Annotated in this window: 19 protein-coding genes and 1 tRNA gene; 16 read left to right on the plus strand and 4 right to left on the minus strand. The window is 73.5% G+C overall.

The window, feature by feature from the left end:
* Nucleotides 1-1,808: RICIN domain-containing protein (locus VE546_RS12135; protein ID WP_324921512.1), on the plus strand; the 1,808-nt coding region annotated here is incomplete at its 5' end.
* 73 nt (nucleotides 1,809-1,881) lie between these two features.
* On the opposite strand, the gene VE546_RS12140 is transcribed toward VE546_RS12135, so the two are convergent.
* A complete protein-coding gene (locus VE546_RS12140; protein ID WP_324921513.1) occupies nucleotides 1,882-3,519 on the minus strand; it encodes a cation:proton antiporter family protein in 1,638 nt (545 codons plus the stop codon).
* Between the two features lie 398 nt (nucleotides 3,520-3,917).
* On the opposite strand from VE546_RS12140, the gene VE546_RS12145 reads away from it, so the two are divergent.
* Nucleotides 3,918-5,060, plus strand: coding sequence for a glutathione-independent formaldehyde dehydrogenase (locus VE546_RS12145; protein WP_324921514.1), 1,143 nt, complete (start codon nucleotides 3,918-3,920; stop codon nucleotides 5,058-5,060).
* Nucleotides 5,061-5,185: 125 nt separating this feature from the next.
* Here the strand turns inward: VE546_RS12145 and VE546_RS12150 are convergent, their stop codons facing one another.
* Entirely contained in the window at nucleotides 5,186-5,851 is a 666-nt protein-coding gene (locus VE546_RS12150; RefSeq protein ID WP_324921516.1) for a tellurium resistance protein, read from the minus strand.
* 199 nt (nucleotides 5,852-6,050) lie between these two features.
* Here VE546_RS12150 and VE546_RS12155 point away from each other — a divergent pair, with 199 nt between their 5' ends.
* From VE546_RS12155 to VE546_RS12200, 10 genes are all read left to right on the plus strand, one after another.
* Nucleotides 6,051-7,280, plus strand: a complete 1,230-nt coding sequence (locus tag VE546_RS12155; protein ID WP_324921517.1) for a methyl-accepting chemotaxis protein — start codon at nucleotides 6,051-6,053, stop codon at nucleotides 7,278-7,280.
* A gap of 59 nt (nucleotides 7,281-7,339) precedes the next feature.
* A complete protein-coding gene (locus tag VE546_RS12160; protein WP_414720468.1) occupies nucleotides 7,340-7,783 on the plus strand; it encodes a hypothetical protein in 444 nt (147 codons plus the stop codon).
* A 67-nt stretch (nucleotides 7,784-7,850) separates the two neighbouring features.
* Nucleotides 7,851-8,522: a vWA domain-containing protein gene (locus VE546_RS12165; RefSeq protein WP_324921520.1), complete on the plus strand. Its 672-nt coding sequence runs from the start codon at nucleotides 7,851-7,853 to the stop codon at nucleotides 8,520-8,522.
* A 17-nt stretch (nucleotides 8,523-8,539) separates the two neighbouring features.
* Complete coding sequence (locus tag VE546_RS12170; protein ID WP_324921522.1) at nucleotides 8,540-9,622, plus strand: protein phosphatase 2C domain-containing protein; 1,083 nt, start codon at nucleotides 8,540-8,542, stop codon at nucleotides 9,620-9,622.
* Nucleotides 9,619-10,575, plus strand: a complete 957-nt coding sequence (locus VE546_RS12175; protein ID WP_324921523.1) for a hypothetical protein — start codon at nucleotides 9,619-9,621, stop codon at nucleotides 10,573-10,575. The genes VE546_RS12170 and VE546_RS12175 overlap by 4 nt, the downstream gene beginning before the upstream one ends.
* Nucleotides 10,576-10,691: 116 nt before the next feature.
* Nucleotides 10,692-11,999, plus strand: coding sequence for an FAD-binding protein (locus VE546_RS12180; protein ID WP_324921525.1), 1,308 nt, complete (start codon nucleotides 10,692-10,694; stop codon nucleotides 11,997-11,999).
* Nucleotides 12,000-12,241: 242 nt separating this feature from the next.
* Complete coding sequence (locus tag VE546_RS12185) at nucleotides 12,242-13,822, plus strand: M28 family metallopeptidase (protein WP_324921526.1); 1,581 nt, start codon at nucleotides 12,242-12,244, stop codon at nucleotides 13,820-13,822.
* 253 nt (nucleotides 13,823-14,075) lie between these two features.
* Nucleotides 14,076-14,372: a type II toxin-antitoxin system VapB family antitoxin gene (locus VE546_RS12190; protein ID WP_031508611.1), complete on the plus strand. Its 297-nt coding sequence runs from the start codon at nucleotides 14,076-14,078 to the stop codon at nucleotides 14,370-14,372.
* 113 nt (nucleotides 14,373-14,485) lie between these two features.
* Complete coding sequence (locus tag VE546_RS12195; protein WP_324921529.1) at nucleotides 14,486-15,172, plus strand: LytR C-terminal domain-containing protein; 687 nt, start codon at nucleotides 14,486-14,488, stop codon at nucleotides 15,170-15,172.
* 160 nt (nucleotides 15,173-15,332) lie between these two features.
* Complete coding sequence (locus tag VE546_RS12200) at nucleotides 15,333-15,782, plus strand: nuclear transport factor 2 family protein (RefSeq protein WP_264243114.1); 450 nt, start codon at nucleotides 15,333-15,335, stop codon at nucleotides 15,780-15,782.
* A gap of 22 nt (nucleotides 15,783-15,804) precedes the next feature.
* Here the strand turns inward: VE546_RS12200 and VE546_RS12205 are convergent.
* Both VE546_RS12205 and upp read right to left on the minus strand, forming a co-directional pair.
* Nucleotides 15,805-16,679 (minus strand): IS5 family transposase gene (locus tag VE546_RS12205; protein ID WP_414720466.1). Its coding sequence is split into 2 segments (ribosomal slippage): nucleotides 15,805-16,332 and nucleotides 16,335-16,679, totalling 873 coding nucleotides; the frame shifts between segments, so codons are not numbered across the junction.
* Nucleotides 16,680-16,723: 44 nt separating this feature from the next.
* On the minus strand, nucleotides 16,724-17,359 hold the full coding sequence (gene upp / locus VE546_RS12210; RefSeq protein ID WP_324921537.1) for a uracil phosphoribosyltransferase: 636 nt from the start codon (nucleotides 17,357-17,359) through the stop codon (nucleotides 16,724-16,726).
* Between the two features lie 97 nt (nucleotides 17,360-17,456).
* On the opposite strand from upp, the gene VE546_RS12215 reads away from it, so the two are divergent.
* The 4 genes from VE546_RS12215 (at nucleotide 17,457) to VE546_RS12230 (ending at nucleotide 19,216) form a co-directional block, all read left to right on the plus strand.
* Complete coding sequence (locus tag VE546_RS12215) at nucleotides 17,457-17,756, plus strand: hypothetical protein (RefSeq protein WP_324921539.1); 300 nt, start codon at nucleotides 17,457-17,459, stop codon at nucleotides 17,754-17,756.
* Between the two features lie 129 nt (nucleotides 17,757-17,885).
* Nucleotides 17,886-18,431 (plus strand): hypothetical protein, encoded by a 546-nt coding sequence (locus VE546_RS12220; RefSeq protein WP_324921540.1) that lies wholly within the window; start codon nucleotides 17,886-17,888, stop codon nucleotides 18,429-18,431.
* Nucleotides 18,432-18,489: 58 nt separating this feature from the next.
* The gene (gene tadA, locus VE546_RS12225) at nucleotides 18,490-19,119 is read left to right on the plus strand and encodes a tRNA adenosine(34) deaminase TadA (RefSeq protein WP_414720467.1); all 630 of its coding nucleotides are present in this window, start codon (nucleotides 18,490-18,492) and stop codon (nucleotides 19,117-19,119) included.
* Nucleotides 19,120-19,129: 10 nt separating this feature from the next.
* A tRNA-Ser gene (locus VE546_RS12230) sits at nucleotides 19,130-19,216 on the plus strand.
* The last annotated feature ends 159 nt before the right edge of the window (nucleotides 19,217-19,375 follow it).

Genomic DNA, 19,375 nt, shown 5'->3' on the forward strand with positions numbered 1-19,375 from the left:
CGGACACCGCGCGGGCGGCCGACCCCGTCGCACGGGTGTGGATCACCACCCCCGACGGCGGCAGCAGGCTCCGCGACGCCGGCTCGGTGCCGTTCACCTCCGGCGCGCAGCCGACCGACATACGGATCGACCCGGCCGCCACCGCCCAGCGGTTCACCGGGGCCGGGGCCTCGGTGACGGAGGCGTCCGCGCACCTGATCCAGGGCCTCCCGCAGGACCAGCGGGCCTCCCTGATGAGGTCCCTGTTCTCCGCCGACGGCGACGGCATCGGCCTCAACTACCTGCGCCAGCCGCTCGGCAGCACCGACTTCAACGCGGGCGGCTTCTACACCTACGAGGACACCCCCGGCGCCTTCACCATCGAGCGCGACACCCGGGAGATCATCCCCGTCCTGAAGCAGGCCACCGCGGTCAACCCGGCCATCCGCTTCATGGGCTCCCCCTGGTCCCCGCCCGCGTGGATGAAGACCGGCGGCTCCCTCAACGGCGGCAGCCTCAAACCCGAGCACCACCAGGCCTACGCCGACTACCTGGTCAGGGCCGTCCGCGCGTACGGGCAGCAGGGCATCACCCTCACCGACCTGACGGTGCAGAACGAGCCCCTGTTCGCCACCAGTTACCCGTCCACGAGCATGCCGGCGGACCAGCAGGCCGACTTCGTCAAGGTCCTGGACCGCGCCCTCTCCGCCGCGGGCCTGCCCACCAACATCCTGGCCTACGACCACAACTGGGACCGCCCCGACTACCCGCTCCAGGTCCTCTCCGCCACCGCCGGCGTCAACCGGGTGATCGGCGCCGCCTTCCACTGCTACGGCGGCAGCCCCGAGGCCCAGGACCAGATCCGCCGGACCGGCAAGCGGGTCTTCTTCACCGAGTGCTCCGGCACCGACAGCGCCGACCCCGCCGCCACCTTCGCCGACACCCTCCGCTGGCACGCGGAGAACCTCGTCGTGCGCAACATGCGCAACGGCGGCGAGACCGTCATCACCTGGAACCTCGCCCTCGACGCGAACGGCGGCCCGCACCAGGGCCACTGCCAGACCCGCTGCAACGGCGTGGTGGAGATCGCGAACGGCCGGGTCACCCGGAACGCCGAGTACTACGTCCTGGGCCACCTCACCAAGTTCGTGAAGGCCGGTGCCACCCGCATCGGCTCCACCGGCGGGGGCAGCGGCTCGGTCCAGAACGTGGCCTTCCAGAACCCGGACGGCTCGCGGGCCGCGTACGTGGTGAACACCGCCTCCTCGGCGCAGCGGTTCTCGATCACCGACGGCGGGCGCTCGCTCGACTACACCCTGCCCGCCGGTGCCGTGGCCACCTTCGTCTGGAACGGCGGCACCACGCCGCCCGCCGACGGCATCGACCCCGCCCGCTGGTACCAGGTGGTCAACAGCGGCAGCGGCCGCTGCCTGGACGCCGTGGACTGGGGCACCGCGGACGGCACCCAGCTCCAGCAGTGGGCGTGCGGCGGCCCGGACCAGGCCAACCAGAACTGGCAGTTGCGGCCGGTCGGCGACGGCCACTACCAGGTGGTCAACCGGCACAACCTGCGGGTGTGGGACGTCGACGGGGGCGCCGGCGCGACCGCCGACGGCGTCCGCGTCCACCTGTGGAGCTACACGGGCAACACCAACCAGCAGTGGCGCGCCGAGCCGGCCGGCTCCGGCGGCCACCGGTTCGTCGCCCGCCACAGCGGCAAGTGCCTGACCGTCGACGGCTCCTCCACCGCCGACGGCGCCCGCCTGTCCCAGCGGCCCTGCGACGGCTCGGCGGCCCAGTCCTTCCGGCTGGTCTCCGCCGCCCTCTGACCTCCTTCGGGAAACCCGCGGAACAGCCCGGGCCCGGCCGCTCCGGCGGCCGTGCCCGGCCCGGGGCGGGACGTCATCTGCGCAGCAGCTCCTCCACCGCCTCGGCCGCGACGGAGGCGGCGAAGCCGAAGGGCTCGATGACGAGGTCCACCCGCTCGGCGCGGAGCTGCTCGGCGACGTGCCGGGTGTGGGCGGTGAGGGCGATCCCGCCCCGGTAGCGGTGGTGCCGCAGGCCGTGCAGCAGGGCCCTGTTGGTCTCCGCCAGGGAGATGGTGCTGATCACGCAGCGGGCCCGGCTCAGCGGCAGGGACTCCAGGAAGTGCACGTCCTCGGCGCTGCCGAAGACCGCGGTCACCCCCGCCCGGTCGTTGCGCCGCACCCGGCGCGGGTCGAAGTCCACGGCCAGGACGCGGTGCCCGGCGGCGCCGAGCCGGCCGGCCAGGGGGCCGCCGAAGCGGCCCAGCCCGTAGAGGATGACGTCGACGTCCCGGTGGATGCCGGTGAGTTCCGTCCTGCGGCTGTCGGTCCGGTCGAACCGCGCCAGCCGGCGCTCCAGGCGCCGGTAGACCCGGTCGGAGTTGAGGACGAGGTAGGTGGAGCCGCCGATGGTGACCAGGCTCACGACGGTGATCAGGCCGACGGTGGCGGCGGTGATGTGGCCGAGCCCGTACCCGAGCGCGGCGAGGATGAGGGAGAACTCCGAGACCTGGGCGGCCGTGAGCCCGGTGAGGAAGCCCACCCGCACCGGGTAGCGCATGGCGGCCATGATGGCGGTGACGATCAGCGGTTTGCCGACGAGCACGAACACCGACAGGACCACCGCCTCGGTGATCCACGCGGCGGCGCCGGTGAACTCCAGCCGGGCGCCCAGTTCGAGGAAGAAGAACAGCAGCAGGAAGTCGCGCAGGCTGGCCAGCCGGGCGCCCAGGGCGTCGCGGTAGGGGGTGGACGCCAGGGAGACGCCCGCCAGGAACGCCCCGACCTCGGAACTGAAGCCCAGCCCCTCGCTCAGCGCGGCGACCGACACGGCGTAGGCCATGCCGAAGAGCACCAGCAGTTCCTGGGACCGGGCGACGCGGTGCAGCAGCGGCGGCAGGACGTAGCGCATCAGCAGGCCGATCCCGGCCAGCAGCCCCAGCCCCTTGGCGACGACCAGCGCGATGTCCAGGGCGACGTTTTCGCCGTCCCCGCCGGCCTGCTGTCCGAACGCGGTCAGCGCGATCATGACCAGCACCACGACGATGTCCTGGACGATGAGGTAGCCCACCGCGACGCGCCCGTGGAGCTGCTCCATCTCCCGTTTGTCGGAGAGCAGCTTCACGATGATGATCGTGGACGAGAAGGTGAGCGCGACCGCGACGTAGAGCCCCGCCACGGCGTCCAGGCCCAGCGCGAGCACGATCAAGTAGCCGATCGCCGAGGTGAACAGGACCTGGCCGAGCCCGGTGGCCAGCGCGACGGGGCCGGTGGTGCGGACCAGGTGCAGATCGAGCCGGAGTCCCACCAGGAACAGCAGGACCGCGATGCCCAGCCGGGCGAGCAGTTCGACGGTGCCCGAGGCCTCCACCCAGCCGGTGCCCGCGGGACCGACCAGGATGCCGACCCCGATGAAGGCGACGATCAGCGGCTGCCGCAGATGGACGGCCAGCAGCCCCACCGCGGCGGAGAGGGCGAGGACTGCGGCGACGAGGGGGAAGTCGTGCGGTTCCATGGCATCCGCTCGATCACGGTGGGGGCGGTGCCGGACGGCCCCCGAGCGGTCCGTGGACGTCCCGGCGGCCCGGGGCCGCGCCCGGCGTCGCCCTGGGTCGGCGGTCCTGAATGTCAGGTTAGTGGCTTTCCGCGCAGTCCACAGCGGTCGCGCACGGCCCGGCTTGCGCGGCGGCGTTCGGAGGGCGTCCGCAGTGCCGCTCCGGGGCCGTGCGCCCTCGCGCGGATTTTCCCGGCAATGCGGCCCCCCGAAAGGTTTCACCCCCTCCAGCAAGGAGACCCGACCAGGTGAAATACCCCATATGTCCGAATGCCACCGCACGGGACATGCGGGCGCCACACGGCTGATGACACACGCACACGGAGCGTGAACGCCGTACTCCCCACAAGGAGGCACCAGTGAAAGCCGTCGTCTACAAAGAGCCGTTCAGCGTGGCCGTGGAAGAGGTCCCCGACCCCCGGATCGAGTCCCCCACCGATGTGGTCATCAAGGTCACCACGACGGCGATCTGCGGCTCCGACCTGCACATGTACGAGGGACGCACCGGCGCGGAGCCGGGCATCGTGTTCGGCCACGAGAACATGGGCGTCGTGGAGGAGACCGGCTCCGGCGTCACCTCGATCAAGAAGGGCGACCGGGTCGTCCTGCCGTTCAACGTGGCCTGCGGATTCTGCAAGAACTGCCTGGCCGGCAGGACGGGCTTCTGCCTGACCGTCAACGAGGGATTCGCCGGCGGAGCCTACGGCTACGTGTCGATGGGCCCCTTCACCGGCGGCCAGGCCGAGTACCTGCGGGTACCGTTCGCCGACTTCAACTGCCTGAAGCTGCCCCCGGGCGACGAGCACGAGGACGACTTCGCGCTGCTGGCCGACATCTTCCCCACCGGCTACCACGCGACCGAGCTGGCCCAGGTCTCCCCCGGGGAGAGCGTGTGCGTGTTCGGCGCCGGACCGGTCGGGCTCATGGCGGCCTACTCCGCGCTCCTGCGCGGCGCCTCCCGCGTCTTCGTCGTCGACCGGCAGCCGGACCGGCTCCGGGTCGCCACCGAGATCGGCGCCACTCCGATCGACTACAGCAAGGGCGACGCCGCCGAACAGATCAAGGAGCACACGGGCGGCGAGGGCACCGACAAGGGCATCGACGCCGTGGGCTACCAGGCCACGGTGGCCGAGGGCGAGGAGCAGCCGGCGATGGTGCTCAACACCCTGATCGAGGCCGTGCGCCCCACCGGGATGCTCGGAGTCGTCGGCCTGTACGTGCCCTCGGACCCCGGAGGCCCCAGCGAGACCGCCAAGAAGGGCGAACTGCTCTTCAAGGTCGGCAGGTTCTTCGAGAAGGGCCTGCGCATGGGCACCGGCCAGGCCAACGTCAAGATGTACAACCGCCAGCTGCGCGACATGATCATCGCCGGGCGGGCCAACCCCAGCTTCGTGGTCTCCCACAGGCTCCCGCTCGACGAGGCGCCGGACGCGTACCAGCACTTCGACCGGCGGGACAACGGCTGGACCAAGGTCCTGCTCAAGCCCCAGATGGCGGCGTGACGCACACCGGCGGAGAAGGAGCGGCGAAGGAGGAGCACCACCCGAGTGACACCGGGCCCCCGCGCACACCGTGCGCGGGGGCCCGGCCGCGGACCGCCGGACCGCCGGATCACCGGGGCGCCGGATCAGGAGCGCGGCGGCTTCTCCGCGGGGAACCACTCCAGGCCGAAGCCGTACGCGCGGTCGATCCGCTCCTGGTGGAACACCCCGGGCTCCGGGGTGAACCAGCGCGTCTCCCGGCGGACGGCGAGTTCGGCCCCGCGCACCGTGACCAGGGCGACCGCGCAGGCCACCGCCCCCGGCGGCGAGTCGTCGAGCGGAATCCGGTGGCCGCCGGAGGAGGACCCGGAGGAGGGTCCGGCGGAGGGCGTCGCCAGGGTGACCACCGCGCCCAGCCGCCGGAAGTCCACCGCGCCCTCGTAGACGTACGCGTAGAACAGCAGGCGGCGGAAGAGGGCGCGGTGCTCCAGGTTCACGCGCAGGGTCTCCCCGTCGGAGGCGTCGCCGGTGCGGTCGTCCTGGTCGAGGGCGACGTACGGCCACGAGGAGAGCGAGCCGTAGGTGTCGCCCAGCGCCTGGACCACCGCCGTGCCCCCGTCGGCGAACTCCACCAGACAGCCCAGGTCCAGGTCCACGTCGGCCCCGGGGGGCCACCGGAGGTTCGCCTGGAGGACCCCGCGTCCCGCGATCCGCGCGGCGGGCGCCGCCGCCGTCAGCGTGGTGTCACGGGCCCTCCCGCCCGGACCGCGCAGCCTGATCACCCCGCGCGGACGGTCCTCCGGCATCCCCATCCCCCCAGTCAACCGGACCTCCGCGGACCGCGGCGTACGAATTCGGAAGTTCGCCCCGGAGCATGGGGGTCCGCGCTACGATCGGCCGCCCACGGCGGTACGCCGACCGTGGCGCCGTGCACGGGGGGTTGGGGCGCCATCACGCGACGGGCGGACAGCGGACCGCTCCTCCTCCCCGGTGTCTTTCATGGGGGTGGACATGCCCGTAGGGGCCTTGGCGGACCGGCAGAAGGTCGCCGCACAGATCACGCACCTCGCGGACGAACCGGGGCTCGCCTCCCGGCGCGACGAACTCCGCGCACTCGCGAAAGCCCTGCTGGGCACCGGCGACGGGGACGTCGAACCCTGGACCGAGCTGGACCTCGTCCAGGCGTTCGCCCGGCCCGAGAGCGTCCACCACGCCGCCCGTACGCGCCCGGAGCCCGCGTTCTTCACCTGGCTGGAGGCCGGGATCGGCGCCCTGGTCTTCGTGCCGCTGCTGCTCACCTGGTTCGGCCTGACCAAGGCGTCCAGCGCGTACGAGGCGCTGGCCGGCGCCGACCCCAAGCAGGCCGCCCGGCCGTTCCTGCAGTTGTGGCAGACCGGCTTCGAGGGGCACCTGACCGGCTGGTTCACCTTCGGCCACGTGGCCGGGACCGCCACCTTATCCATCCTCCTGCTGCTGGTGCTCGCCGCCGTGCACGGGGCGCGCCGCGCCCACGCCGACCGCGCCGAGGAGGCCGCCCGGCGGAACGCGGACGACCTGCTCGCCCGGCTGGTGCCGGTGCTCACCAGGGCCCAGCTCCTCCTCAACGAGGAACGGCTCGGCTCCCCGGGACGCTTCGCGGCCGAACTCACCAAGGCCGCCGCCACCCTGAACCGCCTGGTCACCAAGGCCGCCAAAGTGCAGCAGAGCCTGGAGACCGCGGCCGAGCAGGTCGGCGAGGCGGTCGGCGGCGCCGAGCGCAGGCTCGCGGGCGTCGACTCCGCCGTGCGCCCCCTGGAGGAGGCGGCCGTACGCATCGAGACGGCGGTGCGCGACGGCGACGCCTCCCTGACGCGGACGCTCGGGGAGGTGCACACCGTGAGCGGCGAGATCCGCGACCGGCTGGAGCGGGCCGGCGAGCGCGTCGAGGACGCGGTCACCACCCTCGCCGCGTCCCAGCGCTCCTTCACCACCAGCACCGAGGTGGCGGCCGACCTCACCGGCCGGGCCCTGACCCGCCTCGACGAGGTCGCCGGGCAGACCGCCCGGGCCGTCACCACCTCCCAGGACGCGGCCCACCGCCTCGCCGAGCAGACCGACGCGCTGCGGACCGCCGCCGAGCGGTTCGCCGAACTGGCCGCGCTGCTGCGCGAGCCGCCGGCCGGAGGCCGGGCCGGGGACCGTCCGGGACCCGGGGACGCCGTCGGCGTGGAGCAGGCCGACGACCTGGCGGAGGCCCGGTGACGGGCCGCCGCCGGCCGCGGCTGAACCCGCTGCACCTGGCCGGCTGGCTCTTCGCCGACATGCTGCTGGTCCTCGCCCTGGTGGCGATGGGCGACCAGGGCGACCCGGTGAAGGCGGCCGAGGCGGCGAGGCGGCCCGGCTCCGCCTCGGCCGGCCCCTCCGCCAAGCCGAAGCCGGAACCGAAGCCGAAGCCGTCCGGTCCGCGCGCCGTGGAGCGCAGGCCGGTGAAGGTGTCCGTCGACGCGGCCTCCACCGACCGCCGCCGCATCGTCGAGCGGCTGCGCGCCGCCACCGGGAAGTACGCCGGCCGCGAGGCCGCCATCGTCCTCACCTTCGGCCGCAACCGCGATCCGGGCGCCGGCATCGCCTACGCCCGCCGGATCAACTCCCTGCTGCCCGAGGCCCGCCCGGAGATGTTCGAGAGGACGACCACCCGCGACTTCATGGACCTCGGAGGGGCGGGCGGCCACGCGGACCTGGAGATCTACTTCTACACCCACTGAAACGGGCCGGCCCCTTCCCGCCCGGCCCCGGCCCCCGAGCCCGACTCCGACTCCGAGGAGAACTCCCGTGCAGATCCTGCCCTTCTACCTGGTGTGCGACGAATCCGGCTCGATGAGCGGGGAACCGATCGACGCGATCAACGGCGCGCTCCCCGCCCTCCACCAGGAGATCAGCACCAACCCGACCGTGGCCGACAAGACCCGCTTCGCGCTGATCGGCTTCTCCGACGACGCGAAGGTCCTCCAGCCGCTGGTGGACCTCAGCGAGCTGGAGGAGCTGCCCGCGCTCGCCGCCGGCGGGGTGACCTCCTACGGCCACGCCTTCCGCACCCTCCGGCAGTGCGTCGAGTCGGACGTCGCCGCCCTGAAGGCCGAGGGCCACGAGGTCTACCGGCCCGTCGTCTTCTTCCTCTCCGACGGGGTGCCCACCGACCCCGGCTGGGAGCAGGCGCTGAAGGACCTGACGTCCTCCCGCTACTGCCCGAAGATCATCGCCTTCGGCATCGGCGCCGCGGACACCGCGACCATCTCCCAGGTCGCGAACTTCCGCGCGTTCATGCAGAACCAGGACGGAACCTCGGTCTCGCCCGCCGCCGCCCTGCGCGAGTTCGCGGCCAGCCTCACCCGCTCCATCGTGCGCTCCGCGAGCAGCATCTCCGCCGACGGCAGCTCCGGCTTCACCCTGGCCGTGGACGAGAACGTGCCCGGGTTCAGCACGGTCTCCCTCGACAAGCTCTGAGCACCCGGGAGTTCACCGTGGACGACGAGACGACGGACACCACAGGCACCGGGACCACCGGGCACACCGGGGACGGCGCGGACGGCGACCTGCTCGACGGCCTCCCGCCCGGCCTCCGGGAGGCCATCCGGCCGCGCCGCGCGGCACCCCCGCCCGACGCGCCGCGCGGCGGCCTCCACCACATCGGCCCCCGCCCGCCGAGCTATCCCCCCAGGCCCCGGGGGCTGCCCTCCGCCCGCGGCGGCGACCTGCTCGCCGCCGTACTGCCCGACACCGTCCTCGACGGCGCGGAGTACGGCCCCCTGACCGTGCGGGCCGCCTCGGTGCGGGGCGACTCCCACCGCTGGCAGGGCGAGTGCCGGCAGGACGCGCTGTGCGTGACCCGGCTCGGCACGTCCGGCGTACCCGGCACGTCCGGCGCGGACGGCGCGGACGGACAGGGCCTGCTCCTGCTGGCGGTGGCGGACGGCGTCGGCTCGGCACCCCGGTCGCACCGCGGCTCGCACGCCGCCGTCTGCCTGGCGGCCGAGCACCTGGACCCCGTCGCCGGAGACCTGGAGGCGGCCCTGCGCGCCCAGGACGCCGCCACCTTCAGCGGGCTGGTCAACAAGGCGGTGGCCGACGCCGCCGGAGAGCTGCGGGCCCTGTTGGGCGCCCCGGGCGCGGAGTACGCCACCACGCTGCGGGCCCTGCTGGTGCCGCTCGACCCGCACGTCGCCGTGCGCGGCTTCCTGGCCGTCGGGGACGGCGGGCTGTTCCGGCTGCGCGGCGAGGGCTGGTGGGACATCGGCCACCCCGCGGTGACCCCGGACGGGTCCGGGGTCATCGACACCGGCACGGCGGCCCTGCCGGACGCCTACCAGCGGGTCGTGACGTGGCTCCTGGACCCCGCCGAGCCGGGGGACGTGCTCGTGCTGTGCACGGACGGCTTCTCCGGGCCGCTGGCGGGCGAGGCGGGACTGCGCATGTTCCTGGCGGAGCAGTGGGGCGGCACCGCGCCCGTCCCCCAGCCCTCGGACTTCCTGTGGCAGCTCCAGGCCCGGGTGAAGTCCTACGACGACGACCGCACCGTCGTCTGCCTGTGGGAGGGGGTCCGGTGACCGCCGAGGACGGCGCCGACGTGCCGCTCTCCTCGCTCCCCCTCGGCGGCAAGGTCGGCGACGGGGGCCAGGGCGAGGTGCTCGCCGTGGCCGGCCGGGACGACCTGCTCTACAAGGGCTACCGCGCCCCGGCCCTGGTCGACGGGCAGGCCCTCGCCGCGCTCGTCGCCGTACGCCGCGCGCTGCCGCCCGGGGAACGCGACCGGCTGGACGCGCAGGCCGCGTGGCCGCTGTGCCGGGTCCTGGACGGCGGACGCGCCGCCGGGTTCCTGATGCGGCGGGCGCCCGCGGAGATGACCTGGCGCACGGCCGGCGGCGACACCAAGCTGACCGAGCTCCAGTTCCTGCTGCGCGAGCCCAGGCCGGCCTGGCGGGACATCGTCCAGCCCGAGCCCGGCGGGCGCCGCGAACTGGCGCTGGCCCTGGTGGAGCTGATCGACCGGCTCCACGGCTGGGGGCTGGTGCTGGGCGACGTCTCGCAGGCCAACGTGCTGTGGACGGTGCGGCCCGGGCCGGCGGTGTACCTGCTGGACTGCGACGGGTTCCGCGTCACGGGCGAGCCCCCGGTGCTCGCCCAGGCCGACACCCCGGACTGGGGCGACCCGCTGGCCCCGCCCGGCACGGTCACGGTGGACAGCGACCGCTACAAGGCGGCCCTGGCGGTCGGCCGCATCCTCGCGCAGGACGCCTACGTCACGCCCGGCGGGCCGCTCCCGCTCGTCCCGGGCGCGCTGGACGAGCGGCAGGAGACGGCCGTACGGGCGCGGTTCGCGGAGGCGGCCGGCCCGTACGGCACCCGGCCCACGCTCGCCGAGTGGCGCACGGCCCTGTCCGACCGGGGCACCATCAGGCTGACCGCGGCCACGCCCGCCCCCCGCCCGGCGGTCGACCGCGCCGTCCTGGACGGAATCCGCGAACGCGGCTCGATCCCCCTGCGGCACCGGCCCGACTGAGGCCGGTGCCGCGGAGGGGCCGGTGCCGCGGCGGGGCCGGTGCCGTACGCTCGCACGGCCGACACCCGGCCGGAGCGCCGGCCGGCGATCCGGGGAGCCGACGCCAGGGAGGCACGATGGCCGCGACGCCGACGAACTGGGCGGGGAACGTGGAGTTCGCCGCACGGGCCCTGCACCGCCCGGCGTCGCTCGGGGAGCTGCGGGAGACCGTCGCGGCGGGCGACCGCGTCCGGGTGCTGGGCTCGGGGCACTCCTTCAACCGGATCGCCGACACCACGGGCGTCCTGATCGGGCTCGACGGGCTGCCCGGCGCCCGCGCGATCGAGGTCGACTCCGCCGGCCGGACGGTCCGGGTCGGCGGCGCCGTGCGGTTCGCCGAGCTGTGCCCGGTGCTGCGGCGGCACGGGCTGGCCCTGCCCAACCTGCCGTCCACCCCGCACTTCACCCTCGCCGGCGCGTACGCCACCGGCACGCACGGCTCGGGGGACACCGGCGGCACGCTGGCCGCCGCCGTGCGGTCGGTGGAGCTGGTGACCGCGGACGGCGGCACGGTCACCGTCTCGCGCGGCAGCGACGACTTCTTCGAGGGGAGCGTGGTCTCGCTCGGGGCCCTGGGGGTCGTCACCGCCCTCACCGTGGAGGCGTGCGAGGGGTTCGAGATCGAGCAGCACGTTTACGAGGGGCTCTCCTGGCCGGTGTTCACCGAGCACGTCGGGGAGATCCTGGGCGCCGCGTACAGCGTCAGCGCCTTCACCGACTGGGCCGGTCCGCTGCGGGTGTGGGCCAAACGGCGGGTCGGCGACCCCCTGCCCGACCTGGCCTGGACCGGCGCCCGGCCCGCCGACGGCCCCCGCCACCCGATCGAGGGGATGCCCACGGAGAACGCCACCGAGCAGCAGGGCGTGCCCGGGCCGTGGGACGAGCGGCTCCCCCACTTCCGCGCCGGGTTCATGCCCAGTGCCGGGCAGGAGCTCCAGTCGGAGTACTTCGTGCCCCGCGACCGGGCCGCCGAGGCCGTCCGCGCGCTGAAGGAGATCGGACCGCTGCTCGCCCCCGTCCTCCAGGTGTCCGAGATACGCACCGTGGCCGCCGACCCGCACTGGCTCAGCCCCGCCCACGGCCGGGACAGCCTCGCCTTCCACTTCACCTGGCTCCCCGACGCCCGCGCCGTCGCCCCCGTGCTGCTCCGCGTCGAGGAGGCGCTCGCCCCCTTCGACGCCCGGCCCCACTGGGGGAAGCTGTCCGCCACCTCCCCCGGCACGCTGCGCGCCTCCTACGCGCGCTGGGAGGACTTCCGCGCCCTGCTGCGCCGCCTCGACCCGGCGGGCACGTTCCGCAACGCGCTGCTCGACCAGTGGTTCCCGCCGGAGCACTCCCCCGGGGAGCGGGAGGACGGGCCGGACGAGCTGGGCCGCGGCGTCTGAGGACCGTTCCGGCCGGGGCGCTCCGGCCGCAAGACGCCCGCATACCACGGGACTTCGGGGACTGCGGTCCGGCATCGCCGTGCGGGCGGTCCGCGTGGGCCAATCCGGGCCAGTTGTGTCCCACTCATTCCCACGGAGCCGTTCCGTCGCTACCTTCCCTTCCACCGCGTCCGCAACCCGGACACGCAATCCCCCACGCCGAACAGCTCTGTCCCCGCTGTCCGCACCGGAAGGATTCTCCCGTGCACGCACCTCTCCGCAGAGGCAGGAAGCGCAGGTTCACCAGGGCGGTCGCGGTCGCGGCAGCCGCGTCCCTCGCCACCCCGCTGCTGCTCGCCGCCTCCGCCGCCCCCGCCTCGGCGACCCCCGACCCGGGCAGGCAGGGGGAGCACCTGGCGAGGAAGCTGGTCCGGCAGGCCGGTGCCGAGGGCGCCATGAGGCACCTGCGGGCGTTCCAGGCGATCGCCAGGCTCCACGACGACAACCGCGCCGCGGGCGCCGACGGCCACGCCTGGTCCGCCCAGTACGCGGGCACGCTGCTCAAGGCCGCCGGCTACCGGGTCACGTACCAGAACTTCGACTTCGTCTACCGCGAGACGCTCGCGGAGAAGCTCACCGTCCTCACGCCCGAGCGGTACGAGGTGCCGGTCAAGCTGATGACGTACACCAGGAGCACCCCCGCCGGCGGCGTCGAGGCCGCCGTCGCGGCCGTGCCCGTGGACGCGGACGGCACCACCGGCTGCACCGCCGGGGACTTCGCCTCCGGCGACTTCACCGGCAAGATCGCGCTGATCCGGCGCGGCGGCTGCACCTTCGCCGAGAAGCAGGCCGCGGCCGCCGACGCGGGCGCGGTCGGCGCCGTCATCTACAACAACACCGACGGGGAGCTCAACGGCACCATCGGCGACGTCTCCGCGGGCCGCATCCCCACCGGCGGCATCAGCCGGGAGGCGGGCGAGGCGCTGGCGGCCAGGGCCGCCCAGGGCACGGTCACCGTCAACCTGGAGATCCGCGAGTTCCAGGAGGTGCGCAGCACGCCCAACGTCATCGCCGAGACCCGCGGCGGCGACCCCGACAACGTGGTGATGCTCGGCGCCCACCTGGACTCCGTCGCCGACGGCCCCGGCATCAACGACAACGCCTCCGGCTCGGCGGGCATCCTGGAGGCCGCCCTCCAGCTCGCCAAGGCCGACCGCAAGGGCAAGCACCCCAACAAGGTGCGCTTCGCGCTGTGGTCCGCCGAGGAACTGGGCCTGCAGGGCTCGGAGCACTACGTGGCGAACCTCCCCGCGGCCGAGCGCGAGAAGATCGCCCTCTACCTCAACTTCGACATGATCGCCTCGCCGAACTACGGCCTGTTCGTCTACGACGGCGACGACTCCGACGGCGTGGGCGCCGGCGCCGGCCCCGAGGGCTCGGCGCAACTGGAGCACGCGATCAACGAGTTCATCCGGTCGCAGGGCCACGAGCCGCGCGGCACCGACTTCACCGGCCGGTCCGACTACGGCCCGTTCATCGAGGCCGGCATCCCCTCCGGCGGCACCTTCACCGGCGCCGAGGGCATCAAGAGCGAGGAGGAGGCCGCCCTGTGGGGCGGCGAGCCCGGGGTCGCCTACGACGCGTGCTACCACCAGGCGTGCGACGACCTGGAGAACGTCAGCACCGAGGCGCTCGGCATCAACGTCGACGTGATCGCCCACGCCGTGGGCACCTACGCCTGGGACACGGCCTCCCTCCGCGAGGAGGTGCCGTTCGAGCCCACCGAGGGCACGGCGGGCAGCGGCGGCGGTCTGCACGACCACGACCACGACGTCACCTCCTGACCCGGCCCGGTCCGGCGCCGACCCGGCCCGGACCGCGGTCCGCTCCGTCCGGCAGCCGTGTGCGCCGGGGCACCCGCCCCGGCGCACACGGCGTGTCGTGCGCAGGGCGCCGCATCCCCGCGCCGCGCCGTGTCCCCGTCCGGCCGGGCCGGGGTCCACACCGGTGCGCACGGGCCGCTCCGGCGCCGGACACCCGCTCCGAGCCGCCTCCGGAAGGCTGCGCCCGGAGCCGCCGGACCGGTAGGCTTTCCGTGTGATCTTCAAGCGAATCGGAAACGGGCGGCCGTACCCCGACCACGGCCGGGAGAGCACCCGCCAGTGGGCGGATGTTGCCCCACGGCCGGTGCGCCTTGACCAGCTCGTCACCACCAAGGGTCAGCTCGACCTGGAGACCCTGCTCGCCGAGGACTCCACCTTCTACGGCGATCTGTTCGCGCACGTCGTGAAGTGGAACGGCGACCTCTACCTGGAGGACGGTCTGCACCGCGCCGTACGGGCGGCTCTCCAGCAGCGGCAGGTGCTGCACGCCCGCGTGCTCGAACTCGACTGACGCGCCCGCGGCGGGTCGCCACGGGCGCTCCCATTGACCCTTTCGGGGCGGACTGCGGTGCGGGTATTGATCGTTTAGTAGGCATTACGGCGTCCCCGCACTACGCTGCGCCCATGAGCATGCTCACTCCTCCCGGCATGGGCGGTAAGTACCGCATCACGGGTAACAGCTACCCGCGCATGCGCCGCCCGCGCAGACGCCGCAGGATCGCCGTCACCACCGTCGCGGTGGCCGTCGGCCTCGGGGTCCTCTCCTGGGGGACGGTGCAGCTCATCGACGTCTACACCGGCGGTGGCGACACCGTGCGGGCCGCCGCGGCGCGGGGCTGCGAACGCGACGGCGGCGCCTCGGCACGGCCCACCGACAAGCCCGGGCAGCGGCCCGGGGCCACCGGGAAGGGCACGCGGCCCGGCCCCGGCGCGTACCCCGAGCCGTCGGCCGTCACGGTCAACGTCTACAACGCCACCACCCGCAGCGGCCTGGCCAAGAAGACCGCCGACACGCTGAAGAAGCGCGGCTTCCGGATCGGCGAGGTGACCAACGCCCCGGCGTCCCTCGACAAGAAGGTGAAGGAGGCCGGGCTGCTGATGGGCCCGCCGAGCGCGCACCGCACCGGCGCGTTCGACGTCCTCGCCACCCAGCTCCCCGGCGCCCGCGTCAAGGCCGTGGACCGCAAGGGCGACGAGATCGACCTGGTGATCGGCAAGGCCTTCCGCTCCCTGGCGGAGGAGAAGGACGCCCGCAGGGCCCTGGCGGCCCTGGCCAGCCCCTCGCCCTCGCCCTCCCCCTCGCGCTGCTGAGCGGGCCCGCGGCGCCGGGCGGGCGGGCGCCGGACGCGCCCGGCGCCCCGTCCCGGCCCGTCCGGTCCGCCTAGGGCGTGTTGCGGAAGTGCCGACCGTGCAGCACAACGATGTCTGATTACCGCCAGCAAGGTCCTGCTGTGGTCCTCATGCTGGCGGCATGACGATGTCATCCACTACGGAGTCAGCAACAGTTCTCACCGGCATGTATGCGGCTGAGGCGGAGTACCTGGCGGCGGGAGGCCCTGGCGAGGCTTCGTTCGACCTCCTCGCCCCCTTCTTTGCGCCGGATGTCGAGCTGCATCAAGCAGATGCCCTGCCCTACGGAGGCACTTGGCGTGGGCACAACGGCATGACGCAGTTCTTCCTCATGATGGGAGAGGTGTGGGAGTCGTTCGAGATGGTGGAACAGGAGTTCCTGGCCACCGGTGAGACTGCGGTCGTGCTCACAAAGGTCCGTGCTCGCGCTCGCGCGACCGGCCGTGAACTCAGCTTCCCCATTCTGCAAGCGATCACGGTCAAGGACGGGCGGATCACCGAGGTCCGTCCGTTCTACTGGGACACGCGGGCTATCGCCGATGCCTGCGCCGTGCCGACACCGACAGACTGAGGTCGACGACAAAACCCACTGGTCACAGCCACTCGTTGAGGACTGCCACCAGCACGGTCGCCTCGTAACGGACGGCAAGCTTGTCGTATCTCGTGGCCACGGCCCGGTGGCGCTTGAGGCGGTTGATCCCGCATTCGACCGCGTGGCGCTCGCGGTAGTCGGTCTTGTCGAACTTCGGCGGCCGACCGCCTCGGGAGCCGAGTTTCTGGCGGTTGCGAACTCGGTCCGCCGGGACCGGGATGGTCGCCTTGATACCGCGTCTTCGCAGGTAGGCCCGGTTGCGGCGGGAGTCGTACGCCTTATCGGCCCGCACATGGTCCGGTCGCTTACGGGGTCGACCAGGACCGATCCGCGGCACCCGGATCGCGTCCAGGACGGACTCGAACTGCGGAGAGTCGCCTCGCTGCCCGGCCGTGATCAGCACCGACAGAGGCTTCTGCCCCTGCTCGACGGCAAGGTGGATCTTGCTCGTCAGACCGCCTCGGGAGCGTCCGAGGCCGTGGTCGGCCGGCTCGACGGCAATGCCGCCGGGCGGCTCCTTTTGCAGGTCCCCCTTTTCGCCGCCCCGGCCGCGTGCTGGTGGGCCCGGCAGACGGTGGAGTCGACGTTCACGTCCCAGGTGATCAGGCCCTTCGCATCCGCCTCGGCCTGGAGGTGGGTGACGATCCTGGCCCAGGTGCCATCCCGCTGCCAGCGGCGGAACAGGTCATAGACCCGGTCCCAGGGCCCGTAGCGTTCCGGCACATCGCGCCAGGGAGCACCTGTCCGGGTCCGCCACCGTATGCCGTCTATCAGCTGCCGCCGCGTCCACACCGGCGGACGGCCCGGCTTGATGCCCTGTGGCAACAACGGCTCCAGCCGGGCCCACTGGCCATTCGTCAGATCACCACGTCCCACAGAGCGTGATCATCCACGACCAAGATCCACTTTCGCAACAGACCCTAGCCCGCCGTCCCGTACATGCGGTCGCCCGCGTCGCCCAGGCCCGGGACGATGTAGCCGTCCTCGTTGAGCCGCTCGTCGACCGCGGCGGTCACCACGGTGACCGGCCTGCCCGCCAGCTCGCGCTCCATCGTCTCCACGCCCTCGGGCGCCGCCAGCAGGCAGAGCGCCGTGACGTCGTCGGCGCCGCGCCGGATCAGCTCCTGGATCGCCGCCACCAGCGTGCCGCCGGTGGCCAGCATCGGGTCCAGGACGTACACCTGACGCCCGGAGAGGTCGTCCGGCATGCGGGTGGCGTAGGTGGACGCCTGGAGCGTCCGCTCGTCGCGGATCATGCCGAGGAAGCCGACCTCGGCGGTCGGCAGCAGCCGCACCATCCCGTCGAGCATCCCGAGCCCGGCCCGCAGGATCGGCACCACCAGCGGACGCGGGTGGGACAGCCGTACGCCCGTCGTCGCCGTCACCGGAGTGGTGATGTCCACCGGCTCGATGCGCACGTCCCGGGTGGCCTCGTAGGCGAGCAGGGTGACCAGCTCGTCGGCGAGCCGCCGGAAGGTCGGTGAGTCGGTGCGCTCGTCGCGCAGGGTGGTGAGTTTGTGCGCCACCAGCGGGTGGTCGACGACGTGAATCCGCATGCTCTCGACAGTAACCGAGGCCCGGATCCGGTCTCGCACTGGCGTACCGGCGTCTTTTCGGGGGACAGTGGGCATGTACGACCGGAGGTGTGGCCGTATGCCCGAACAGCAGGACCAGCAGCACAGCACGCCCGACTCCCGTCGGGCCTCCATACGCCGGGACCGGCCGGCGGACCAGCCCCGCACGGAGGCCCGGGAGCGGTACGGACGACAAGAGGCCCCCGGGACCGTCCCGGATTCCGGGGGCGTCGAGAACGACCTGGAACGGCGCCGCCGCCGGGCGGTCTTCCTGCGCGAACTGAACGAGGCGAAGGCGCTGCGCGAGCGTGTTCAGCCACGCCGCGCCCGCGCCGCGCGCATGCGGCAGGCGATGCGGATGAGGACATTTCGCTGGTAGTCCGCCGCAACACCCACACGACGCACAGCCGAAGACCTCTCGCCGGGCGCCGGTTTCTGCCACGATTCCGATTGGGCGGGGCGCGGTCCCGTCAGCACTCGGGCACCTGAAACCAGTGGGAGAGTCACGGTGTACTTCGCCGCACTGCTCGCGCGCACCGAAGACGGGTGGGAAGCGAGCGACACAGAACTCGACGAGGTCGAGACGCTGGCCGATCTCGCCGACCTGGCCCGGGAGGCCGCGGAGGACGACGAGCCGGTCCTGGTCTGCATCGAACAGGAGGGCGCCTGGTTCGGCGTCGTCCGGGTGGAGGGCGAGGAGGATCCTCGCATCTTCGTCTCGGACGCCGCCGCGGCCGCACGCAGCTCGTACGGGGAGATCCTCCTCACCGACGAACTCCTCGGCCGCGAGCCGGACGAGCGGGAGGACCTCGACCTGCTCGTGGACCTCGACGGCACGGAGGACGGCGAGCCGGAGCAGGCCCTCGACGACGAGGAGGACGAGGACGGCACGGCCGGGGCCGACACGCTCCCGGCGGGGCCGGTCGGCGACGCCGGCCTGCTGGCCGACTTCGGCCTGGACGAGAAGGTGCTGCTCTCGCTCACCTCGGAGGACGCGCTGAGCGAGATCGCCGACGCGCTGGGCTGCACGGACATGCTGGAGGCGGTGCGGTAGCCCGTACGACGGACCGGCCGGTGACCGCCGGCGCGGCGGCGGACGGGACACTGGCCGCATGAGCGATCGACCGTCCGTCGGCCCGCCGTCCGCCCCGCGGGCCGAACAGAGCGGACAGAGCGAGGGAATCCGGCAGGCCGGGCGGGCGGACCCGCTGCGCGACCCGTGGCGGCCGGCGATGCGCCATGCCCTGGAGGAGGCCGCACGGGCCCCGGAGACCGGCGACGTCCCCGTCGGCGCGGTCGTCCTGGGCCCGGACGGCGCGGTCCTGGGCCGCGGCCGGAACGAGCGCGAGGCCACCGGCGACCCGACGGCCCACGCCGAGGTCGTCGCGATCCGCGCGGCGGCCCGGGCGGTCGGGGAGTGGCGGCTGTCCGGCTGCACGCTGGTGGTGACGCTGGAGCCGTGCACGATGTGCGCGGGCGCGATCGTGCTGGCCCGGCTGGAGAGGGTCGTGTACGGGGCCGTGGACGAGAAGGCGGGCGCGGCGGGCTCGCTGTGGGACGTCGTGCGGGACCGCAGGCTCAACCACCGGCCCGAGGTGATCTCCGGAGTGCTGGCGGAGGAGTGCGGCGCGCTCCTGACGGACTTCTTCCGCTCCCCGGGCCGCGGCCCGGGAAACCGCTCCGGTGTCCGGCCGGGCGCCGGACGGGATACCGATTTCGGAGCACGCCCGCCCGTGGGCTAAGCTTCCTCCCGGTAGCGTGTCCGAGCGGCCGAAGGAGCTCGCCTCGAAAGCGAGTGTGGGGGCAACTCCACCGTGGGTTCAAATCCCACCGCTACCGCTCGTACGGAGGGCCCCCTCGCACCGAGGGGGCCCTCCGCCATTGTCCACGCCGTCCCGCCTCCCGCCTGCCGGCCTCCCGCTGATCCTCTTCCCGCGCACGGGCCTGGGCCCGCCGCGCGGCGCCGGATAGACTCTCGCGACCGCACGGACGGTCTCG

Origin of the sequence: Streptomyces sp. (assembly GCF_035644915.1) — a bacterium.
Classification (GTDB): domain Bacteria; phylum Actinomycetota; class Actinomycetes; order Streptomycetales; family Streptomycetaceae; genus Streptomyces.